The organism is Reichenbachiella versicolor (assembly GCF_003171675.1).
GTDB lineage: Bacteria > Bacteroidota > Bacteroidia > Cytophagales > Cyclobacteriaceae > Reichenbachiella > Reichenbachiella versicolor.
In genome coordinates, this window is the sequence record NZ_QFZQ01000003.1 from 17,927 (window position 1) to 38,541 (window position 20,615).

Here is a 20,615-nt window from a genome sequence, read left to right on the forward strand (position 1 = left end):
ATCATGAAACATATATTAGGATCTATATTTTTGATTTCGTTGTTTCTAACAGGATGTTATGAAACACACGACGAACTAATGCAGGATAGAAAAGGAGCTGGTGATATTTCCTTTCCAACTATTTCGGCGATCAACTCTTCGTTTTTCGATTCTTTTGACTTTGATAATGCTTTTGTTGAATTTGTAGTAGCAGAGGATACTTTAGGCAATACTGCATCGATAATAGTAGAGAAGACTTTTAAAGGAGTTACAACAGAGATAGGAACTTTTGAAGATTTTCCAGCTACTGTGACCGTAACAGCTGCAAATGCAGTTTCGGATATAGAAGGTATTGCTGTTTCTGATTTAGAAGTCGGAGATGTTTTTACATTTCAAGTGTTAACGGTTTCCAAGTCAGGAATAGTTTCTAGATCTAATGCAGGTGTATTGAATGCTTCGGTTGCTTGTAAATCTAGTATAGCTGGAACATATACAACTGTAGCATCTGGGATGTCAACGGACGATGGTCCTACGGAAAATCCAGTGACTGATTATGCTTACGAGGTTACTTTAACTGATACTGGAGTGAATGGTGTATATGAAATATCTGATTTCTCTGCAGGGTTGTTTACTCTATGGTACGATATCTACGGACTTAGTGGAGATTATCCAGGTACTTTACAGGATGTATGCAATGATGTTAGTATTATAAATACTACAGGGCCTTTTGGTTCTCCTATATCTGGTACGGGTTCTTTTGATCCAGATACAGGAATAATTACAATTAGTGGAGGTGCTGTTAGCTGGGGTGATAACTGGACTATTACAATGACTCCAAAGTAATTAAGATAAATTAGAAATTTTAAAAGGCTTGGTCATTGATCAAGCCTTTTTTATTAGAGTTTAAGATTTGGTTAATCTTATTTAGAAATAATTATCAAATGAGGTCAAGAAACTTTATGTAAACATTAAATTACTAATTAGTAATCTTTAGAGGCTGATTAGCTTTTAAGGGAGTTTCGTGTATAACATATTTTTAGATAAGAGGGTGGCTATCTCAAAAGCATGGAGTATAAATAATTGTATTACTCTAATTCAGTACAATTATTAGAGTCACTGAGATATTTTAATAACATTAAATATTAAAGAGACTGCCCTTTTGAGACAGTCTACTTACTTTTTTTAGCCTTTCTATTTTGCGTTTCATTCTTGAAGAGCAGCCACTCCGGGAAGAGTTTTACCTTCCATATATTCTAGCAAAGCACCACCTCCTGTAGATACATAAGAAACTTTGTCACCGTATCCTAAGTTGTTAATAGCAGATGCAGAATCACCGCCACCAATTAAAGAGAAACCGTCATTCTCAGTAGCTTTTACAACGGATTCAGCAATAGCGTCAGTTCCTTTAGCGAATGTTGGGAATTCGAAAACACCCATAGGACCATTCCAAAGAACAGTTTTTGAATTTTCTACAACTTCAGAGAAAACCTTTCTGGTCTTAGGGCCTATATCTAAACCTTCCCAGCCATCAGGAATTTGACCTCTGTCTACTTCTTGCGTATTTGCATCATTACTAAAGTCATCAGCTATAATATTATCTTCAGGTAGGTATAGTTTGACTCCTTTTTCAGCAGCTTTAGCTTCAAGTTCCTTTGTTAACTCCATTTTATCATCTTCACAAAGAGAGTTTCCAATATTGCCGCCTTTTGCCTTTGAGAAAGTATATGACATGCCACCACCTATGATCAAGTTATCTACTTTATCAAGTAATTTTTCGATGATTAAAATTTTATCCGAAACTTTAGCTCCGCCCATTATAGCTGTGAATGGTCTTTGAGGGCTGTTCAATACTTTCTCAGCATTATCAAGCTCGGCTTGCATCACATATCCACATACTTTATCTTCAAAGAATTTGGCAACTATAGTTGTAGAAGCATGTGCTCTATGAGCAGTACCAAAAGCATCGTTGACATATACATCCCCATACTCAGATAACTTTTTAGCAAATTCTTCATCACCTTTAGTTTCTTCTTTGTAAAACCTAAGGTTGTTCAACAATAGAACCTCTCCTGGTTGTAGGTTAGCAGCCAAAGACTTAGCATCTTCTCCGATACAGTTTTCTGCAAATTTTACATCTGTACCAAACCTTTCAGAAAGCTCACTCACAAGATGCTTTAACGAGAATTTTTCTTCAGGTCCAGTTTTAGGCCTCCCAAGGTGACTCATCAATATAGCAGATCCACCATCAGATAAAATCTTTTTAATTGTAGGAGTTGCAGCTTTTATTCGGGTGAAATCAGTGATTTCGAATTTATCGTTCAACGGCACGTTGAAGTCAACTCTGATCAAGGCTTTCTTTCCGCCAAAATTGTATTGATCTAAAGTCTTCATAGTATGTGTGTTTTAGTATGTTAATTCGTTAATTAATCGTGGTTTGACATTCTTCTCTGCTTGGTGCATTAGAAGGTTGCAAAATAGCTTTATTTTTAGCGTTTAATCAAATCTGGAAAGTGGGACTATTATCATATTTCAAAGAAGGTAAAATAGAAGCAGGATGTGATGAGGCTGGAAGAGGTTGTTTGGCAGGTCCAGTAGTGGCGGCTGCCGTTATTTTACCACCTGATTATACTCATGATATTCTTAATGATTCTAAAAAATTGAATGCAAAACAGAGAGAAGAGTTGAGGAAAGAAGTAGAAAATGAATCAATTACTTATGGGGTTGGCATTGTTTCAAATGAAGAAATCGATGAAATTAATATATTAAACGCATCCTTTTTAGCCATGCATAGAGCAATTGCTCAGTTGGAACAAATTCCAGAGCTACTATTAATAGATGGGAATAGGTTTAATCAGTATAGAGATATTCCACACGAGACAATCATCAAAGGGGATGGTAAATATTATGCAATTGCTGCTGCTTCTATTCTTGCAAAGACTTACAGAGATGAGATCATGAAAGGTCTAGATAAGGAGTATGAAGGCTATGGTTGGGCAACTAATGCTGGATATCCTACCAAGGCGCATCGTAAGGCAATTAAGGAATTGGGAGTGACTCCATACCACAGATTGAGTTTTAGGTTATTACCTGAACAGTTAGAAATGTTTTGAGAACAAATGAAATTAGATTAAATTCTAGTTAATATGGCAGCAACCTCAAGTCTAAAAGCTCTTATCGATCAGATTAATCATTCGAAAGATAGACTTTGGTCATTTGATAGAAATTTGATTTGTACAGTCACTAATAATCTAATGGCCAATGATTATAAAACGGCATTTGGCATAAAACTGGAGCCAGGAGTGAGTGTGTTACAAAATGTACCTGAGCCCATTTATTCAGTATGGTATGAACGTTATACCAGTGTAATTAATGGGGAATTACAAACTTTTCAAGAATATTTTCAAATCGAAGGGGTTCCGTCTTATGTAGAAGTCACGATAGTTCCTATTGAGGAAGATGGAGAAGTAATTGGAGGAGTTTGTACATCCAGAGATGTGACAAAGCGGGTACAAGCACAAATGAGTTGGCATAAAAGCGAAGCTCAGTTGGTAGCTCAATTTGAAAATACAAAAGATTCAATTTGGTCGGTTGATGCTGATTACTGCTTGTTGACTATGAATTCTATTTTGTATCAAAATTTTAAAATTGCTTTCGGTGTTGACTTGACTGTTGGCGATTGTATAATCGATTTAATACCAGAACCTCTACGTACTTTGTGGAAGTCAAGGTATGATAGAGCACTCAAAGGAGAAAATTTCCAAGAAATTGATCATTTCGAAATTGAAAATATACCTCAGTATGTTGAGGTGTTATTTAACCCTATAAAAGTTGAAGATCAAATTATTGGCGTAGCCTGCTTTACTAAGGACATAACTGCTATTAAAATCTCAGAGCTTGAAGCTAAGGAAGCATCTGATACAAAGGATAGATTATTCTCTATTATTGGGCATGACCTGAAAGGTCCTGTAGGAAACATAAGAGAAATGGCAAAACTCTTAGAATCTAACGGAGGATCTTTTGATCAGGACACGTCTCTAAATATGATTAGGCATATAAGAGAATCATCTGAAAAAGTTTTTACATTATTGGAAAATCTTTTGAACTGGTCACTCACTCTACAAGGTAAATTTAAACTTGACAAAAAAGAACTTGATGCAGAGGCTCTAATTGCAGAGAGTATTGCTCCCTATAAAGAGGTTGCCAAATCGAAAAAGATAGACACTCAAATAGATGTGGTAAAAGGCCTTATGGTGAACGGTGATCTTAGAGCCTTGAGCAGTATTTTAAGCAATCTCTTCAGTAATGCAATAAAGTTTACTTTGCCAGGGGGGGAAGTAGAGATGTCCATAAAAAAAGACTCCGAGGGAATTGTTTTTGCAGTTAAAGATAATGGACAAGGGATGTCTAATGAAAGGCTTGAATCTATTATTAATAATGAAGCAAGGAGTACTGAAGGGACGGGGAATGAAAGGGGTACAGGACTAGGTTTATCCCTTTGCAAAGAATTTGTGAGACTTCATGATGGACAATTTTGGGCAGAAAGCAAGGAAGGAGAAGGCAGTACTTTTTATTTTAAAATTCCATGTAATATTTAAAATTCAGTATCTTCTTTAGGTATTGTTTGTACAGCAGGTCGGAAAATGTCGAACTCAACTCTTCTGTTAAGATTTTGATCTGCTTCGGTCACTTCATCGACTAATGGTTTAGCACTTCCGTATCCTTCTGATTCAACCCTGTAGCCTTCTACACCACCAAACTCTACAATGTAATCTCGGATCACATCAGCTCTATCTTTCGACAATTGTAGATTCAAGTCTGCGGAACCGTCTTGATCCGTATGTCCTGAAACAACGAGATAAAAGTCAGGATTGTCGTACATGAAATTTACGATTTTATTTAAATCACCATACATCTCACTTTTCAAATGAGCCTTACCTGGATCAAATTCAATTGACGCAAATTTCATCTTACTCGATATGTGTTCTGCTACCTCTGCGAAGTTAATAGGGCCATTTAGATGAAAAGTCTCTTCAATTCTAAAGAACTCATCTCCTTGTATTATCAGTAGATAATCTTTGTCGTTGATCAGGTCAAATTCGAATGTTCCATCTGGGTTTAAATATCTAGGCGCAATTTCTATTCCATCATCTAGATCTACTATAGATACTATACCAGAGGTAAATGGCTCACCAGTTTCCGAGTCGCTTAAAGATCCTGTTACCGGTGTAAGAGCCATAGGTTGAGCTTCCATAGGAAGAGGGAAAGAGTAGATGTCTAGCTTGTCTAAGTCACGAGTAGCAGATCGAGCGTAATATAGGTTTTGCGATTTTGAGTCCATGGTAAAATAGAATTCACTACCTTTTCCATTTACTAGAGGGCCTATATTATAAGGTTCGCTCCATTTACCATCCCTGTGATATGATTTGTAAATATCAAACTCTCCAAACTTATACAGTTGACCGTTGGAACTAAAGAATAAAACCTCATACTCAGGATGATAAAACGGGCTTACTTCATTGTTTCTAGTATTAATGATTGGGCCTACGTTTTGGGCAGCTGTCCAAGCTCCATTTTCATCTTTGTATGTGAAATAAATATCAGATAACCCAAAGCCACCGATTCGATCTGATGCAAAATATAAAGTGTCTTCAGAATGTGTTAATGACGGGTGACTATCCCAGCCAACACTATTAACATTTACGCCCATATTTTGAATGCTCGACCATACACTATCTTCATCCATTTTGGCTATAAATAGATCGCAGCCTCCTATAGATTTTGGGGACTCGCATCTTGAGAAAATTAATGTTTTACCATCTTTACTAAGGCATGCCGAACCTTCATTGTAATGTGAATTAATATCCTTCAATTCCTCGCTTAGCTTCCAAAAGCCGCCTGATTCTTTCCTACTTATGAAAATGTCCTCGTTTTGAACATGCTTAAGTCCTTTTCTTAACTCATTTTTCTTAGAGGTAAATAGTAAAACTTCGTCATGAAAACCAATTGAGGGGCCGTAGTCGGCATATCTTGAATTGATTTTTCGCCCCATATTAAGCAAGACTCCGCGAGGTGGACGGATAGTATCAATGGCCTTTCTATGCTCGACAAGTTGGTAGTAATAATCAAGCGGAACAAAGTTTTCAATTTCCTGATCATTTAAAATATCAGTATATAGTTCAATTTCTTTTACATCTACTTGTTCATGATGGTGTCTCAAAACAAGTTTGTAAAGAGCAATCGCTTCATCTTCTGTGCCATAAATTTCTGTCAATTTGGCAAGCCTCCAAATCCAGTACGTATCTACATAGAAGTTTCTGACTCCGAATTGCTGAACGTAGTCTTGTAGTTCCAAATAAAGTTCATGCCACTCTTTTTTTGCTTCTAGTTTTTTTATCTGGGTGAGCTTGGATTTATTGTAGTATTCAGGATTTTCATTGATGTTGGGAAAGTTGTACAGATTTATGTGCCATTCGCCAACTGTAGAATCTCCTTTTGTAACTATTTGATTACCTTGACTCTTTTCCTTTCTTTGACTTAAGGATTTGACAGGGAATAACATCATTACAATTAGTATTGTACCAATGAACTTCAAGCCAGAGTTACGGAAAAATGTTCTAAAATGCTTAATCATTAAGTCGATTCTGTAGCGTGGATTCTGTTGACTGAATATCCTAATGTTTCAAAACTAATGCAGACCAACTTTATAACGAATCTTTGCAGAGATTAAATACACTTAACTTTGGCACACCGATTGCAACTTATGGGTAACTTTAAAGTTATTGATGTGTGAAGTGGATTTCATGTCATTGTGGCAGAAGAAATATTAAAATATGACATTTAGTAATTTAGATACCCTCCAACTTCAAAATGCTCTATCAGATGATGAAACTGAGGATTTGATTCCAATAGATCTGACAGGAGATGATGAAGATTTAAAAGAGGAAGACCTACCTGAAAACCTACCAATACTACCATTAAAAAATGCTGTATTGTTTCCAGGCGTAGTAATTCCAATTACAGTCGGAAGACAAAAGTCAATTCGCCTAGTAAAAAAGGCTTATAGATCTAACAAAATCATTGGCGTTGTAGCTCAAAAGAATCCAGAGGATGAAAATCCAAAAGAAACTGAAATTTACAAAGTAGGGACAATAGCCAAGATATTAAAAATGTTGGTGCTTCCTGATGGGAATACTACGATCATCATTCAAGGTAAAACTAGAATGGAGATTGATCAAATAGTACAAGAGAATCCTTATATGACCGCTAAGGTTCATGTATTACCTGAGGATTTTGATGAGTCAGGTGAGAAAGAAATTCAAGCTTTAATTGAATCTTTGAAAGATTCAGCCAAGAAGATTTTGAAGCTAAATCCAGATATTCCTAAAGAAGCACAGGTGGCATTGGAGAATATCGATAGTTTCAGTTTTTTAACTCATTTTTTGTGTTCCAATATTAATACGGATATTAAGGATAAACAGAATCTATTAGAAACTAACGAAGGCATTAAAAGAGCCGAGTTGCTACTTCGTTATATGCTAAAAGATATTCAAGTTCTTGAGTTGAAGCATGAAATTCAGAATAAAGTAAATACTGATATTGATGCTCAACAACGTGACTATTATTTGCGTCAGCAAATGAAAGTATTACAAGATGAGCTCGGTCAGGGAGGGAGTGAACAAGAAATTGAAGAGTTGAAGCTAAAAGGTCAAAACAAAAACTGGCCAGAAGATATAGCAATTCACTTCAAAAAAGAGATTGATAAGCTTGGAAGAATGAATCCAATGGCAGCAGAGTATCCTGTAGCTATGAATTATTTAGAGCTTTTGATCGAGCTGCCTTGGGGTGACATGACTGATGATAACTTTGATTTAAAACGAGCAAAGAAAATTCTGGATCAAGACCATTTTGGCTTAGAAAAGGTCAAGGATAGAATTATCGAATACCTAGCGGTCAGAAAGCTCAAAAATGATCTAAAAGGGCCGATTTTATGTTTGTTTGGACCTCCAGGTGTTGGTAAAACCTCTCTTGGTAAGTCTATAGCCAAAGCACTCAATAGAGAGTATGTAAGAATGGCTTTAGGTGGTGTTCATGATGAAGCAGAAATTAGAGGGCATCGTAAAACTTATATAGGTGCAATGCCTGGGAAAATAATTCAGAATATAAATAAGGCGAAATCATCTAACCCAGTCTTTGTATTGGATGAAATAGATAAAGTTTCCTCAGATTTTAGGGGTGATCCTTCTTCGGCGCTGTTGGAAGTGTTAGATCCTGAGCAGAATGGTGCTTTTAAAGATAATTTTCTTGAGGTAGAATATGATCTGTCAAAGGTACTTTTTATAGCTACAGCTAATTCACTAGATACTATTCAACCAGCATTAAGAGATAGAATGGAGATCATTGATGTAAGTGGTTATACGTTGGAAGAAAAAGTTCAAATTGCTAAAAAACACTTGTTTCCGAAGCAACTTAAAGAACATGGTTTGACAAAGGAACAACTAAGTATAGATCAAAAAGCTATAACGAAGGTTGTTGATGATTATACTCGAGAATCAGGAGTGAGAGGTCTTGAACGTAAGATAGGTTCTATTGTAAGAGATGCTGCAAAATCTATCGCAATGGAAGAAGAGTATGTAGAAAAAGTTACTCCAGAAGAGGTAAGAAGGATTTTAGGTGCAGAAGTATTTGATAAGGAGTTTTACCAAAATAACAAACTAGCAGGAGTAGTTACTGGTCTAGCTTGGACTTCAGTTGGAGGAGAAATTCTATTTATAGAGTCAAGTCTTAGTCGTGGTAAAGGTAAATTGACTTTGTCAGGTCAATTAGGAGATGTAATGAAAGAATCTGCTGTGACGGCTTTATCATATCTGAAGTCAAATGCTGATCAACTTGATATAAATTATCAAACATTTGAGAACTATGACCTTCACGTTCATGTGCCAGCTGGAGCAGTACCTAAGGATGGGCCTTCAGCTGGAATAACTATGCTAACATCATTGGCATCAATATTTACACAGCGTAAGGTAAAGGATAAGTTGGCTATGACAGGTGAAATTACGCTAAGAGGTAAGGTTCTTCCTGTAGGAGGAATTAAGGAAAAAATTTTGGCGGCAAAACGCGCTGGAATTAAAGAAATAATCCTTTGCCATAAGAATAAAAAAGATATAGATGAGTTGAATGAACGCTATATTAAGGGGCTGACTTTTCACTTCGTAGAAATAGTTGATGAAGTACTTGATATTGCTCTTTTGCCTCAGAAGGTTCAATCTCCAATGAAGTTTGTACTTTCCAATAACTAAAACTCATTTAGTATTCTGATGAAAATTTTTAAGCTCGTATTCTTGACTCTATTAGTAGGTAATACGAGCTTTTTGTTTGCTCAACTTGGAGGTAAGCAGTCATTCGAGTTTCTCAACTTACCTATTGGTGCTAGGGTTGCAGGTCTAGGAGGAGTAGGGATTACTTCGACAGAAAGTGATGTCAATTTGTTTATGTCCAACCCTGCTATGCTTGACTCAATGAATCATAATCATATTTCCTGGAGCTATTTTGGATTCTATGCGGATGTCAAGTACAACACTCTGGCGTATTCTTTTAATCATAAAGGTATTGGCCCAATAGGGTTTGGGATACAAAGACTTGGATATGGACAGTTTGAAGGGTTCGATGAAGTGGGGAATTCGACTGGAACATTTAAAGGTGGAGAGACAGCTGTTGTAATAAGTAAGAGCCATCAGATTAGTGTTTTTAGAATGGGATTGAGTTTGAAATATATTAATTCAAGTATAGAAAATTTCAATTCCTCAGCTTTAGCTTTTGACTTAGGGGGTACGTTTATTCATCCTAGTCGAGAGTTTATGGCAGGTTTATTGATTAAAAATATTGGTTTTACGTTGTCTGACTATACTAGTACATCGAATGCAGAAGTGCCAATTGATGTGCAGATAGGCTTTACTTATAAGCCAGAACATATGCCTTTTAGATTGACTGGAACAGTATATAATCTCAATAAGCCTAACTCCACATATGATGATTCAAGTGAAGGAACTCCAACTTGGTTTGATAAAGGGTTTAGACATGTGAATCTTGGAGTTGAAATAGTGTTTAGTCAAAATTTTCAAGTAAGAACAGGTTATAATCATTTACTCAGAAAGGAATTATCTCTTGAAGAAAAAGCGGGAATGACAGGACTTACACTTGGAGTGATGGCAAAAATTAAGGCTTTTGAAATTTCATATACATTAGCCAGCTATCATGTTGATGGAGGTAGGAGTTACTTTACCATCACTAGTAATTTGAATAAAGTATTTAAGAAGAAATCAATATTATAAATGTTATCTGTAGATCAATATTTAACACCGAAAGAGATTGTAGGGGAACTGGATAAATACATCATTGGTCAAAATGAGGCTAAGCGAAATGTAGCAATTGCCTTAAGAAATAGATGGCGTAGAATGAACGTCAAGACTGAGATTCAAGGTGAGATTGTTCCTAATAACATCTTGATGATAGGAGCTACTGGAGTAGGTAAGACGGAGATCGCTCGTCGACTAGCGAAAATTGCGGATGCACCTTTTGTTAAAGTAGAAGCATCAAAATTTACTGAAGTAGGGTATGTAGGACGAGATGTAGAGAGTATGGTTCGTGATTTGGTAGAGCAGTCGGTGAGCCTAGTTAAACACCTCAAAAAAGAAGAGGTTAAGGGAAAAGCAGAGGAAGCGGTAGAGAATATTATTCTTGACGCATTAATTCCACCAGTGAAGTCTGCAGGATTCAAAGTTGGAAATACAATGGAGGAAGAAACTCCAACCGATGATTCTGAATTAAATCAAAGAACTAGAGAACAGTTTAGAGAAAAGATCAGGAGTGGGGAGCTCGATGAGCGTAAAATAGAAATTAGCGTTCAAAATAATGCTTCACCTGGTGTAGGGATGATTGGTGGAGGTCAGATAGATGAAGCTTCTATGATGAATCTTCAGGAGATGATAGGTAATATGATGCCTAAAAAGCAGAAGAAAAGAAAAGTAACCATTGCTGATGCGAAAAAAATGCTTTTTGAGGAGGAGTCTTCCAAGCTAATAGATATGGATGAAGTGAAAGAGGAAGCCATCGAAAAAGCTGAGAATAGCGGTATTATTTTTATAGATGAAGTAGATAAAATAGCAGTTGGAGCTTCAAAAAAAGGAGGTCCAGACGTTAGTAGAGAAGGAGTGCAAAGAGATTTACTTCCTATAGTGGAAGGTAGCGCAGTAAATACCAAATATGGTGTTATAGATACTGACCATATCCTATTTATTGCTGCAGGAGCTTTTCATTTTGCAAAGCCTTCTGATCTAATACCAGAGTTGCAAGGTCGTTTCCCTATAAGAGTTGAGTTGGAAAGTCTTACCAAAGAAGATTTTGTTAGGATTTTAATGGAACCGAAAAATTCGCTGACAAAGCAATATACTGCATTAATTGGGGCTGAAGATGTAGATATTTCTTTTGATGAAGAAGCAATAAAAGAAATTGCAAATATTGCGTTTCAAATAAACGAGGAGGTTGAAAACATCGGAGCTCGTAGGTTACATACAGTTATGAGTAGATTATTAAATGATATATTATTTGATATTCCTGATGTGATTGGAGCGAATGCTAAAATTGTAATCGACAAGGTTAAAGTTGAGGAGAGATTAGCAGGTATGATCGAAAACAAAGATTTAAGTCAGTTTATTCTTTAGTCAAGTTGCTTTTACTTGTTTGTTTAGAATTTTTTGTTGAATTGATAAGGTTTTTTACAGATAAAAAAAAGGTCTTACAGTTTCAAACTGCAAGACCTTTTTATAAGACTTATTCTTTAGCTTATTTTTAAATCATGCGACTTTGAGTTTTTTGAACTTAGATTTTTCAAATTTCCCTTCCGCATAAGCTTTCGTAATTACTAGTTTCTTAGCACTTTCATCAGATGGCATATCGAACATAGCATCATTAATAATTGCTTCACAAATAGACCTAAGTCCTCTAGCACCGAGTTTGAATTCTACTGCTTTATCTACGATATAGTCAAGTGCGTTTTTCTTGAATTCAATTTCAATTCCTTCCATTTGGAATAGTTTGGTATATTGTTTCACCAAAGCATTCTTAGGCTCTGTTAAGATTTTCTTAAGGGCTGTTCTATCCAATGGGTCAAGATGTGTTAACACAGGTAGTCGACCAATTAGTTCAGGAATCAAACCAAAGCTCTTCAAATCTTGAGCAGTTACATACTCTAAAAGGTTTTCTTTTTTCAGGTCTACATTTGAGTCACTGGTTTTAGAATTGAACCCTAATGGACGAGTGTTCAATCTAGAGCCAATATTCCTTGTAATTCCATCAAATGCTCCACCGCAAATAAAAAGGATGTTTTCAGTGTTGATGTTGATCATTTTCTGATCAGGATGCTTTCTTCCACCCTGAGGAGGAACATTTACTGATGTGCCTTCAAGAAGTTTCAGCATTGCTTGCTGTACACCTTCTCCACTCACATCTCTTGTTATAGAAGGGTTGTCAGACTTTCGTGCAATTTTGTCTATTTCGTCTATGTAAACTATCCCTCTTTCAGCAGATTCTACATCATAATCCGCAGACTGAAGCAGTCTAGTAAGAATACTTTCTACATCTTCACCTACATATCCAGCTTCAGTAAGTACAGTAGCGTCCGCAATACAGAAAGGTACTTGCAAGATTTTGGCTAAAGATCTAGCTAAATAAGTCTTACCAGTACCAGTTTCACCAACCATGATGATATTAGATTTTTCTATGGTTACATCATCATCAGTTTTCTTTTGCATAAGTCTTTTGTAGTGGTTGTATACCGCTACAGACATGACTTTTTTGGCGTCATCTTGACCAATTACATATTGGTCAAGATGTTGTTTCATTTCCTTTGGTTTGATCAGATTGAAACTTGGAGAAGTAGGGTCTTCTTTAGCTTTCATTTCCTCTGCGAGGATTTGATTGGCTTGCGCGATACATTTGTCGCAGATGTGGGCATGAATCCCAGAAATCATCAAATCAACGTCTTTTTTATTTCTCCCGCAAAACGAGCAAGTTACCTGTGCCATCTCTCCAAATTTTCTTTCTGCAAATATAGTTATTTATTAGTCGGCTTTTCTCTCAAGAACCTCATCAATCAAACCGTACTCTTTAGCTTCAGCAGCTTTCATCCAATAATCTCTGTCTGAGTCTTTTTCGATCTGCTCATATGACTTGCCGCTTGCTTCAGCTAAGATATTATAGAGGTCTTCTTTTACCGATAGAGTTTGTTTCAATGAAATTTCCATATCAGAAGCCTGTCCTTGCATTCCTGACATAGGTTGATGAATCATAACTCTAGCATGTGGAAGAGCTGCTCTTTTACCCTTTTGACCTCCTGCCAGTAATACAGCTCCCATTGATGCTGCTAGACCAGTACAGATAGTATTTATGTCCGGTCTTACATAGTTCATAGTATCTAAAATACCCAGACCAGCATATACCGACCCTCCTGGACTGTTTACATAAAGAAGGATGTCCTTATTTGCGTCTACAGATTCTAAGAATAGTAACTGTGCAGTGATAATATTAGCTATGTTGTCATCTACGCCAGTTCCCAAGAATATAATTCTATCCATTATTAACCTTGAGAAGACGTCGATTTCAGCAAATCTTGTAGGCCTTTCTTCGATTACAGATCGAGTCATATTTTCGATATGGCTGGTATATTGATCAAATACGTTTCCGTTTATGTTTTTTCCCTTTACGGCAAAATCTCTGAATTCTTTCTTATCCATTATTTTTGTCTAAAAATTGTGACTACAAAAAAACAAAAAAAGCCCTCTTTTCAAAGGACTTTCTTTTAAGACGTTTTATGTCAAAGAAGGTTATGCCTTCTTTTTGTATTCTTCTAGAGTTACCTCTTTTGATTTAATAGTTATGTTTTCTTTGATGAAAGCAGTTACCTTGTCGTTGAATACTTTTTCGTGAAGTTTCATGTAGTTTTGACCTTCTTCACCTTGTAGGTAATTCTGTGCGAACTGATCAATTTGACCTTCCATTTGCTCAGACATTCCCATTGACCCAAACTGCGCTCGAATCATGTTTTTTGCTTCCTCGGTAACTTCCTCATGTTCAGCTTTGATTTCGTTATCCTTAGCAATTTTGTTCTTGATCATTGACCATTTTAGGTCATTGGTGTAAAGAGGGTAATCTTTTTCAATTTCCTCGTTAGTCAATTTATCATTTGATTTTTCTAACCACCTTTTCAAAAAGTCGTCTGGAAGATCAATTTTTACAGTCTCAACAAATTTGTCTTTGATTTTAAGATCTGTGTATCCATCAGTTTCTTTTTCGTAATTTTCAGCTAGAGTAGACTTAATTTTTTCAAGAAACTCTTCTTCTGATTTTACCAAATCTTTGCCAAAAGTTTTGTCGAACAAATCTTGGTTGAGTTCAGCAGGTGCTACCCTGTTGATGTTCTTTACCTCGTACTTGATCTTTCCTTTTGTTTCTTTATTGTCTTCTCCGACCAACTGAGCTCTTTTCTCAATATCCTTGATAGCCGTAGTTGGGTCGAACTCTAAGACGTCACCAGACTTTACTCCAATAAATTTCTTTCTAGATCTAGTAGCAACGTCAGCTATATCTATTTCTCCTCCGTATCCTTCTTCTCCTTCTTCTTTTGAAAGAACCGTTCCATATAAAGAATCGCCTTCTTCTGACTCTTCAGGGTTAGTAGACTCTCCAAACTGCTTTTTTATGTTGGAAACAGTGTCATCAATTAATTCTTGGTCAACCTTGATCGTGAAGGTGTCAACCTTTACTTTTTTATCAACTTTAAGGTCGAAGTCTTGAGCGATACCAATATTATACTCAAATTCAAACTCTTTGGTGTTTTTCCAATCTAAGTCTTTAACCTTTTCTACATTCGGTAAAGGTTCACCTAAGATTTGAATTTCTTTTTCTTTAATATAGTCCATTACTTGGTGGGAAACCATCTGGTTTACTTCATCGACCAATATAGACTCTCCGTACATTTTTTGGATAAGAGTTTTAGGCACCTTACCAGGTCTGAAACCTTTAATTTGTGCTTTTTTGCTGTACTCTTTAAGTTTAGCCTCAACTTTAGGTTGGTAATCAGCCTCTTCCAAGTTGATTTTGATCAACGCTTCTACGTCTGAGATTTGATCTAATTGAATATTCACCTAACTATAATTTTAATGTTTTTTAAAATCGTCAAGTCCCTCGAAATGACTTTTTTAGCCGACTTACAAGGTAAGGGCTCTAAAACGGACCGCAAAGATAAAGTTTTATTTTGAATTGATTTGTCGGAAGAGGGAAGAAACTAATGAGACTAGACTTGAGATATAAATCTATTACTTAATACTTAATAGAAATACTTTGGGTCCTTTATCCAGTCTGCTCAATTATTGTAATCAATAATTGTTTTGTTTACATGAACTAAATATAACTCTAGGAAAGACATAGTTACTTCATGCTCGCATTCTGATACTAATTCTATTATATGTACTCACGCCATCCTTATATCTAAAAGTTTCAATAGTATTATTTATATACTTGTAAGTTTCTCCTGCGCTTAGTAGAAACTGTAGAAGAGTAGAGATAAAAATCAGTGAACTTAGGGCTAAAGTACTTTTTAGAACAAGGAAGCGAATAAAACGAGGGTAGAGATATTTTATACTTAACTAAATTCTGTTTCAATGAAGTTGAAATCGGCACCTAGAAGGTCAGCATAATCTTCGCCAGCTTCTAACATATCTTCATCATCCTCCTCGTAATACCAGTTGATGGCGATTCGACGACCATTCAGCCTTACTTGATTTACCTTTTTGAGAATGTCAAAAATGCACTTTGAACTACTTGTGTTGAAGTATTCCAGTTTGAAGTTCGCTACTAAGTTCTGTTTACTCTGTGCACCAAACCGTTCCAATTCGTTAAAAAGGGAATTATAGAACTGGATTGCATTTTCTGGACTTGATTTTCCTCTCAGTTCCAGCAGTCCACGAACTGTGTCAAAGTAGATTAAAGGGGTGATCCTAGTCGGTCTTACAATTAATTTTTCCATTTAGAAGCAAATAAAGTCCAACTTTCTTTTTGTATAAATATTACAAGTGAACTTTTTAATTATGTATGTAATGTTTTTAATAGCGAATTCTAAATATAGACAGATAATGTAAAAACAGACTCAATTCATCATGATTTCTATTCGAATTAGTAGTATTTGAGGTGCGATTAAGCCTTAAATATATCTTTGCCATATGAAAATAGACAAGTGGCTCGTGGTGATAGCAGGGCCTACAGCAGTAGGTAAGACTCGGTTGGCAATAGATGTGGCGAAGCATTTTAGGACGGAGATTATATCGTGTGATGGAAGACAATTTTATCGTGAGACGGAAATAGGAACTGCTAAACCTGACAAGGAGGAACTTGCAGAAGTAAAGCATCATTTTATTAATACTCACTCAATCCATGATGATTACGCCGCTGGAGCTTTCGGAAACGATGTTAATCAGTTGCTTCCTGAGTTATTTAAAGGAAATAATGTTGTTGTGATGACGGGAGGGTCTGGTCTGTATATTCAAGGGGTATGTGAAGGTTTTGATGATATACCAGAATCTGATGAAGGAGTTCGTGAGCAATTAAAAAAAGACTTAAATAAGAAAGGACTTAAGACTTTAGTTCAAGAATTAGAGTTAAAGGATTCTGAATATTTTCAACAGGTAGATCTTCATAATCCTCAACGAATAATACGAGCACTAGAAGTGATAAGGACTACAGGAAAGCCTTTTTCAAAATATTTGACAGGAGGAGATAACATTCAGCGTGATTACAATATAATTAAGATTGCTCTAAGAATGGATATGGAGAAGCTTTATGATAGAATTAATCAACGGATGGATATCATGATTGAGCAAGGCTTATTCGATGAGGCTAAGAAACTGGAACCTTATAAACATTTGAATGCTCTTCAAACTGTGGGGTATAGAGAAATATTTCCATATTTTGTTGGTGAATACGATTATGAAGAAGCAGTTAGGTTGTTGAAAAGAAATTCTAGAAGATATGCGAAGCGTCAAATGACTTGGCTTCGAAGGGATCAAGAATTTAATTGGTTTGAACCTACACAATATGATGAGGTAATTTGTTTTATAAAGTCAAAAATTACTGGATCACACGTCTAAACCCGATTACATTGTCTTTGTAATAGTCTACCATTAAGTTTGATTCTACAACTCCCTTAGAAGAGGAGGCATGGATGAATCGAATATTTTTACCGTCGACTTTTGTGATTAACCCACTATGATTCCATTTTTTTCCTTTTTTCTTGAATTTGAAAAAAACTAAATCGCCTTCTTTAACTTTTTTCCACCCAACATTTTTTCCATACTTAGATTGCTCTTTGGATGTACGCGGTACTTTATACCCAGCTTTTGAAAAACTATTTTGTATTAAGGCAGAACAATCAATGCCTTTTCTTGTAGTTCCACCATACCTATAAGGTGTTCCTATATATGCTTTAGCAGTAGTTACAACTTTTGTAGTTTCTGCAGCACGTCTCTTTTTCTTCTTTTTTTGAGCATAAGTATTTGAAAGACCGATGCACGATAAGGCTAGTAATATCAAGATAACTTTCTTCATGAATGTATTTTACTTGCTGTAAATATCAGTGTTAACTATTGACCAAACGTTTGAAAGTTGAAGATAATATGATTTCTTTCATTGGATTGCATTTATTTTGCCGAATCTTTCAAACTTCTGAGAATATGAACTGGCAATTAGAAGAAGAGGAATTAGTAGAAGTATTAGTTGATGAAACCCAAGACGAGGGTCGTGGGTTGGTCGTTTACAATGATGATGTGAATTCGTTTGATCATGTGATTGAGACTTTGATTAAAGTATGTCGTCATGAACGTGTTCAAGCGGAACAATGTACTTACATTATTCATTTCAAAGGTAAATGTGAAGTAAAAAAAGGTACTGAAGCTGATCTAAAACCCATGAAGGAGGCTATTCTTGATAGAGGTATCAATGCCGCTATTGTATAATATGAACTACTGAATGGAGTATCCTAGTATTCTTATAGAAGAAGCAGTTAGAGAAATATCTAAGCTGCCAGGAATAGGAAAAAAAACCGCTTTAAGGCTCGCACTTCATTTACTCAAGGAAAAAGAAGCAGAAACTAAAGGTCTTACTGAGGCATTGACCAAGTTGAGGCGTGATACCAGATACTGTGATATTTGTCATGTGATTTCTCATACTACAGAATGTACTTGTAAAACTATTAACAGAGATTTATCGGTTGTCTGTGTGGTAGTCGATACTCCAGATATGTTGGCAATCAGGGCTACGGGTCAGTATCAAGGACTCTTTCATGTGTTAGGTGGTGTTATTTCTCCGATTGGAGGTATTGGTCCTGAAGATCTGTATATTGATTCACTTGTGAAGAGAGTAAGAGAATCCAATGGAGAGATAAAGGAGGTAATACTCGCTCTAAGTGCCACGATGGAAGGAGATACAACTGCCTTTTACATTTCGCGCAAACTAGAAGATTTAGACGTCAAAGTTTCAACTATAGCAAGAGGAATACCGATGGGAGGTGAATTAGAATACGCAGATGAATTGACACTTGGAAGAAGTATTGTTACTCGTACTTCTTATCAGAGTGGTTTGGAATAATCTTACCGGACTGGGAGCTTAATGATCATTGATGTTCCAATTCCAAGTTCTGATTCTACAAGAAAATCCCCCTTATGATCCTCTACTATTTTATTCGTTATAGAAAGTCCTAAGCCTGTACCTACTCCGGGGTCCTTGGTAGTAAAGAATGGATCTTTTATTTTGCTAATAATAGAAGGAGCAATTCCAGTTCCTGAATCCGAAATCCTAACCGTAATCATAGAGTCAATAATAGAGGTTTCTACTGTTATGAAACCCTCTTTTTCGATTGCTTGTGTGGCATTAGCTAGAATATTAAGGAATACTTGATGAAGGTTGCCATCATTTCCGAGGCATACAATAGCATCTTCACTGTAGTTTTTGTTTACTTCAATTCTGTTCTTTATGGTGTATTGAAGCATTGTTAAGCAATTATCTATAATCTGATGAATGTTACAGGTTTCATTCAAAGATTCATTTTGCCTGCTGAAATGGTTGAGGCTTTTAACAATTTTAGTAGCCCTAAGAGCACCTTGTTTGATGGCTTCAAGCACCTTGGGTAGGTCAGCATCTTTTGCTTGATTATTAAGTTGAAAGTCCAAAATATCTACCCCTGACTGAATGTAATTCAACGGATTATTGATTTCATGAGCAATGCCCGCCGATAGTGTTCCTACGGTTGCCATTTTTTCTGCGTGTACCAATTTATTTTGAGTTTCTTGAAGTTGGTTAAGAGTACTAGTTAACTCTTCATTGGCAAGTTGTAATTTCGATCTTTGGGTCTCTATTTCATGATTCTGTTTCTTAAGTTTTCTATTAAGTTCAGTTTTGATTCTAATGTTTCGCCATAGGATAAGAACAACTATGAGCAAAAATACAGCTGAAATCAGAGCGAATACTCTGGTACGAAGAGCTGCTCTCGTCTGTGATTTTTGTAGTTCTATTTCTTTATTTTTTTGATCTATGTCATAAAGGATTTGAAGTTGGTGTATATGAGAGGTGCTTTGCTTATTATAAAACTCCTTATACATTGTAAGGTGTTCTTTGAAGTATTGAAGAGCTATAGAGTCCATTTTCATAGCCTCATAGGTTTTTGCAAGATCTTTAGCATTCTGCTCTATTTTCCAACTAATGCCCTTGTCTTTCGCTAGTTTATAAGCTTTTTTATAGTAAGGTAGAGCCTTCTCAGAGTCGCCTGATTTTAAGTGACAGTCACCAATGTTATTCAAAACATCAATTCGGTCAAAAATGTTGTCTTTGTAGTGAGGAAGAACCCATTTGTACTTTTCAAGAGCATATTCATACTGTCCTAAATCTTCATATACACTACCAAATGCCTCTTCCAGAGTGATTATTATGGAAGAGTCTTTTAGAGATTTTACAGTTTCTTTAGCCTGTTTGTAATAGCTCAGAGCTTTGTTTGCATTATCTGATTTTTCAAATACAAACCCAAAGTTGATGAGTGTATACCCAATATTGAGTTGATCGTTCTCTTTTTGATAATAAGAAAGGGCTTGTTTTAAGTGAGGTAGAGAAGAGTTGTATAAAAAAGCTTCTGAGTAAGTTCTACCAAGTTGGTTTTGAACAATAGCAGTCATTTTTTTATTGTCCATTTCCTTGTATCTGTTTAAAGCTGAAATCAAATACTCAATGGCTTGTTCAAAACTCCCATGTTTGTCAAGTAGGCGTCCAATCAACAAATTCATTTTTGCTTGGGCTTTAACGTCCTCAACGTTTTCTGCTATTCTAATCGAAAGTTTGGCGTACACTAGAGCCGAATCAGGTGAGGTAGATTTTAGTTCTTCTGCTCGCTTAGTATAATAATCAAGTTTTGATTCTTGAGAGCCAAAATCGCTGGTATACGCAGGGTTTGAATAGACTGGTTTTACGAGCCAGAATGCTGTTAGCAGGAATATGAAAAGACTTTTTTGAATTCGCACTTCGCAAGTTGGGGTAGACGCGTGAAT

17 protein-coding genes are annotated in these 20,615 nt (G+C 36.0%); 9 read left to right on the forward strand and 8 right to left on the reverse strand.

Going from position 1 to position 20,615, the window contains the following annotated elements:
- Positions 1 to 3 precede the first annotated feature (3 nt).
- A complete protein-coding gene (locus tag DKG80_RS08295) occupies positions 4 to 822 on the forward strand; it encodes a hypothetical protein (protein ID WP_162555765.1) in 819 nt (272 codons plus the stop codon).
- 360 nt (positions 823 to 1,182) lie between these two features.
- Here DKG80_RS08295 and DKG80_RS08300 read toward each other — a convergent pair whose 3' ends face one another.
- Complete coding sequence (locus DKG80_RS08300; RefSeq protein WP_109830874.1) at positions 1,183 to 2,370, reverse strand: phosphoglycerate kinase; 1,188 nt, start codon at positions 2,368 to 2,370, stop codon at positions 1,183 to 1,185.
- A 119-nt stretch (positions 2,371 to 2,489) separates the two neighbouring features.
- On the opposite strand from DKG80_RS08300, the gene DKG80_RS08305 reads away from it, so the two are divergent.
- Entirely contained in the window at positions 2,490 to 3,089 is a 600-nt protein-coding gene (locus tag DKG80_RS08305; RefSeq protein WP_109830875.1) for a ribonuclease HII, read from the forward strand.
- 33 nt (positions 3,090 to 3,122) lie between these two features.
- Positions 3,123 to 4,574 carry a PAS domain-containing sensor histidine kinase gene (locus DKG80_RS08310; protein WP_109830876.1) on the forward strand — a complete coding sequence of 484 codons (1,452 nt, stop codon included), beginning with the start codon at positions 3,123 to 3,125 and terminating at the stop codon, positions 4,572 to 4,574.
- On the opposite strand, the gene DKG80_RS08315 is transcribed toward DKG80_RS08310, so the two are convergent.
- Complete coding sequence (locus tag DKG80_RS08315) at positions 4,571 to 6,610, reverse strand: OmpA family protein (protein ID WP_245906977.1); 2,040 nt, start codon at positions 6,608 to 6,610, stop codon at positions 4,571 to 4,573. The genes DKG80_RS08310 and DKG80_RS08315 overlap by 4 nt on opposite strands.
- Before the next feature lie 199 nt (positions 6,611 to 6,809).
- Here DKG80_RS08315 and lon point away from each other — a divergent pair, with 199 nt between their 5' ends.
- The 3 genes from lon to hslU are packed head-to-tail and all read left to right on the forward strand — an operon-like array spanning position 6,810 to position 11,696.
- The gene (lon, locus tag DKG80_RS08320; RefSeq protein ID WP_109830877.1) at positions 6,810 to 9,275 is read left to right on the forward strand and encodes an endopeptidase La; all 2,466 of its coding nucleotides are present in this window, start codon (positions 6,810 to 6,812) and stop codon (positions 9,273 to 9,275) included.
- Between the two features lie 18 nt (positions 9,276 to 9,293).
- A complete protein-coding gene (gene porQ, locus DKG80_RS08325; protein WP_109830878.1) occupies positions 9,294 to 10,307 on the forward strand; it encodes a type IX secretion system protein PorQ in 1,014 nt (337 codons plus the stop codon).
- Positions 10,308 to 11,696, forward strand: a complete 1,389-nt coding sequence (gene hslU / locus DKG80_RS08330) for an ATP-dependent protease ATPase subunit HslU (protein ID WP_109830879.1) — start codon at positions 10,308 to 10,310, stop codon at positions 11,694 to 11,696.
- 132 nt (positions 11,697 to 11,828) lie between these two features.
- On the opposite strand, the gene clpX is transcribed toward hslU, so the two are convergent.
- The 4 genes from clpX to DKG80_RS08350 form a co-directional block, all read right to left on the reverse strand.
- Positions 11,829 to 13,058: an ATP-dependent Clp protease ATP-binding subunit ClpX gene (clpX, locus tag DKG80_RS08335; RefSeq protein ID WP_109830880.1), complete on the reverse strand. Its 1,230-nt coding sequence runs from the start codon at positions 13,056 to 13,058 to the stop codon at positions 11,829 to 11,831.
- Between the two features lie 36 nt (positions 13,059 to 13,094).
- Positions 13,095 to 13,769 (reverse strand): ClpP family protease, encoded by a 675-nt coding sequence (locus DKG80_RS08340; protein WP_109830881.1) that lies wholly within the window; start codon positions 13,767 to 13,769, stop codon positions 13,095 to 13,097.
- An 87-nt stretch (positions 13,770 to 13,856) separates the two neighbouring features.
- Positions 13,857 to 15,176, reverse strand: coding sequence for a trigger factor (gene tig / locus DKG80_RS08345; protein WP_109830882.1), 1,320 nt, complete (start codon positions 15,174 to 15,176; stop codon positions 13,857 to 13,859).
- A 497-nt stretch (positions 15,177 to 15,673) separates the two neighbouring features.
- A complete protein-coding gene (locus DKG80_RS08350) occupies positions 15,674 to 16,057 on the reverse strand; it encodes a DUF1987 domain-containing protein (protein WP_109830883.1) in 384 nt (127 codons plus the stop codon).
- A 193-nt stretch (positions 16,058 to 16,250) separates the two neighbouring features.
- On the opposite strand from DKG80_RS08350, the gene miaA reads away from it, so the two are divergent.
- Positions 16,251 to 17,174 carry a tRNA (adenosine(37)-N6)-dimethylallyltransferase MiaA gene (gene miaA, locus DKG80_RS08355; RefSeq protein ID WP_109830884.1) on the forward strand — a complete coding sequence of 308 codons (924 nt, stop codon included), beginning with the start codon at positions 16,251 to 16,253 and terminating at the stop codon, positions 17,172 to 17,174.
- On the opposite strand, the gene DKG80_RS08360 is transcribed toward miaA, so the two are convergent.
- The gene (locus tag DKG80_RS08360) at positions 17,155 to 17,631 is read right to left on the reverse strand and encodes a C40 family peptidase (RefSeq protein ID WP_109830885.1); all 477 of its coding nucleotides are present in this window, start codon (positions 17,629 to 17,631) and stop codon (positions 17,155 to 17,157) included. The genes miaA and DKG80_RS08360 overlap by 20 nt on opposite strands.
- Before the next feature lie 125 nt (positions 17,632 to 17,756).
- Between DKG80_RS08360 and DKG80_RS08365 the strand changes: the two genes are divergently transcribed.
- Positions 17,757 to 18,038: an ATP-dependent Clp protease adaptor ClpS gene (locus tag DKG80_RS08365; RefSeq protein WP_109831143.1), complete on the forward strand. Its 282-nt coding sequence runs from the start codon at positions 17,757 to 17,759 to the stop codon at positions 18,036 to 18,038.
- Between the two features lie 13 nt (positions 18,039 to 18,051).
- Complete coding sequence (gene recR / locus DKG80_RS08370) at positions 18,052 to 18,669, forward strand: recombination mediator RecR (RefSeq protein WP_109830886.1); 618 nt, start codon at positions 18,052 to 18,054, stop codon at positions 18,667 to 18,669.
- A gap of 2 nt (positions 18,670 to 18,671) precedes the next feature.
- On the opposite strand, the gene DKG80_RS08375 is transcribed toward recR, so the two are convergent.
- Positions 18,672 to 20,588 carry a tetratricopeptide repeat protein gene (locus DKG80_RS08375; RefSeq protein ID WP_109830887.1) on the reverse strand — a complete coding sequence of 639 codons (1,917 nt, stop codon included), beginning with the start codon at positions 20,586 to 20,588 and terminating at the stop codon, positions 18,672 to 18,674.
- Positions 20,589 to 20,615: the final 27 nt, after the last annotated feature.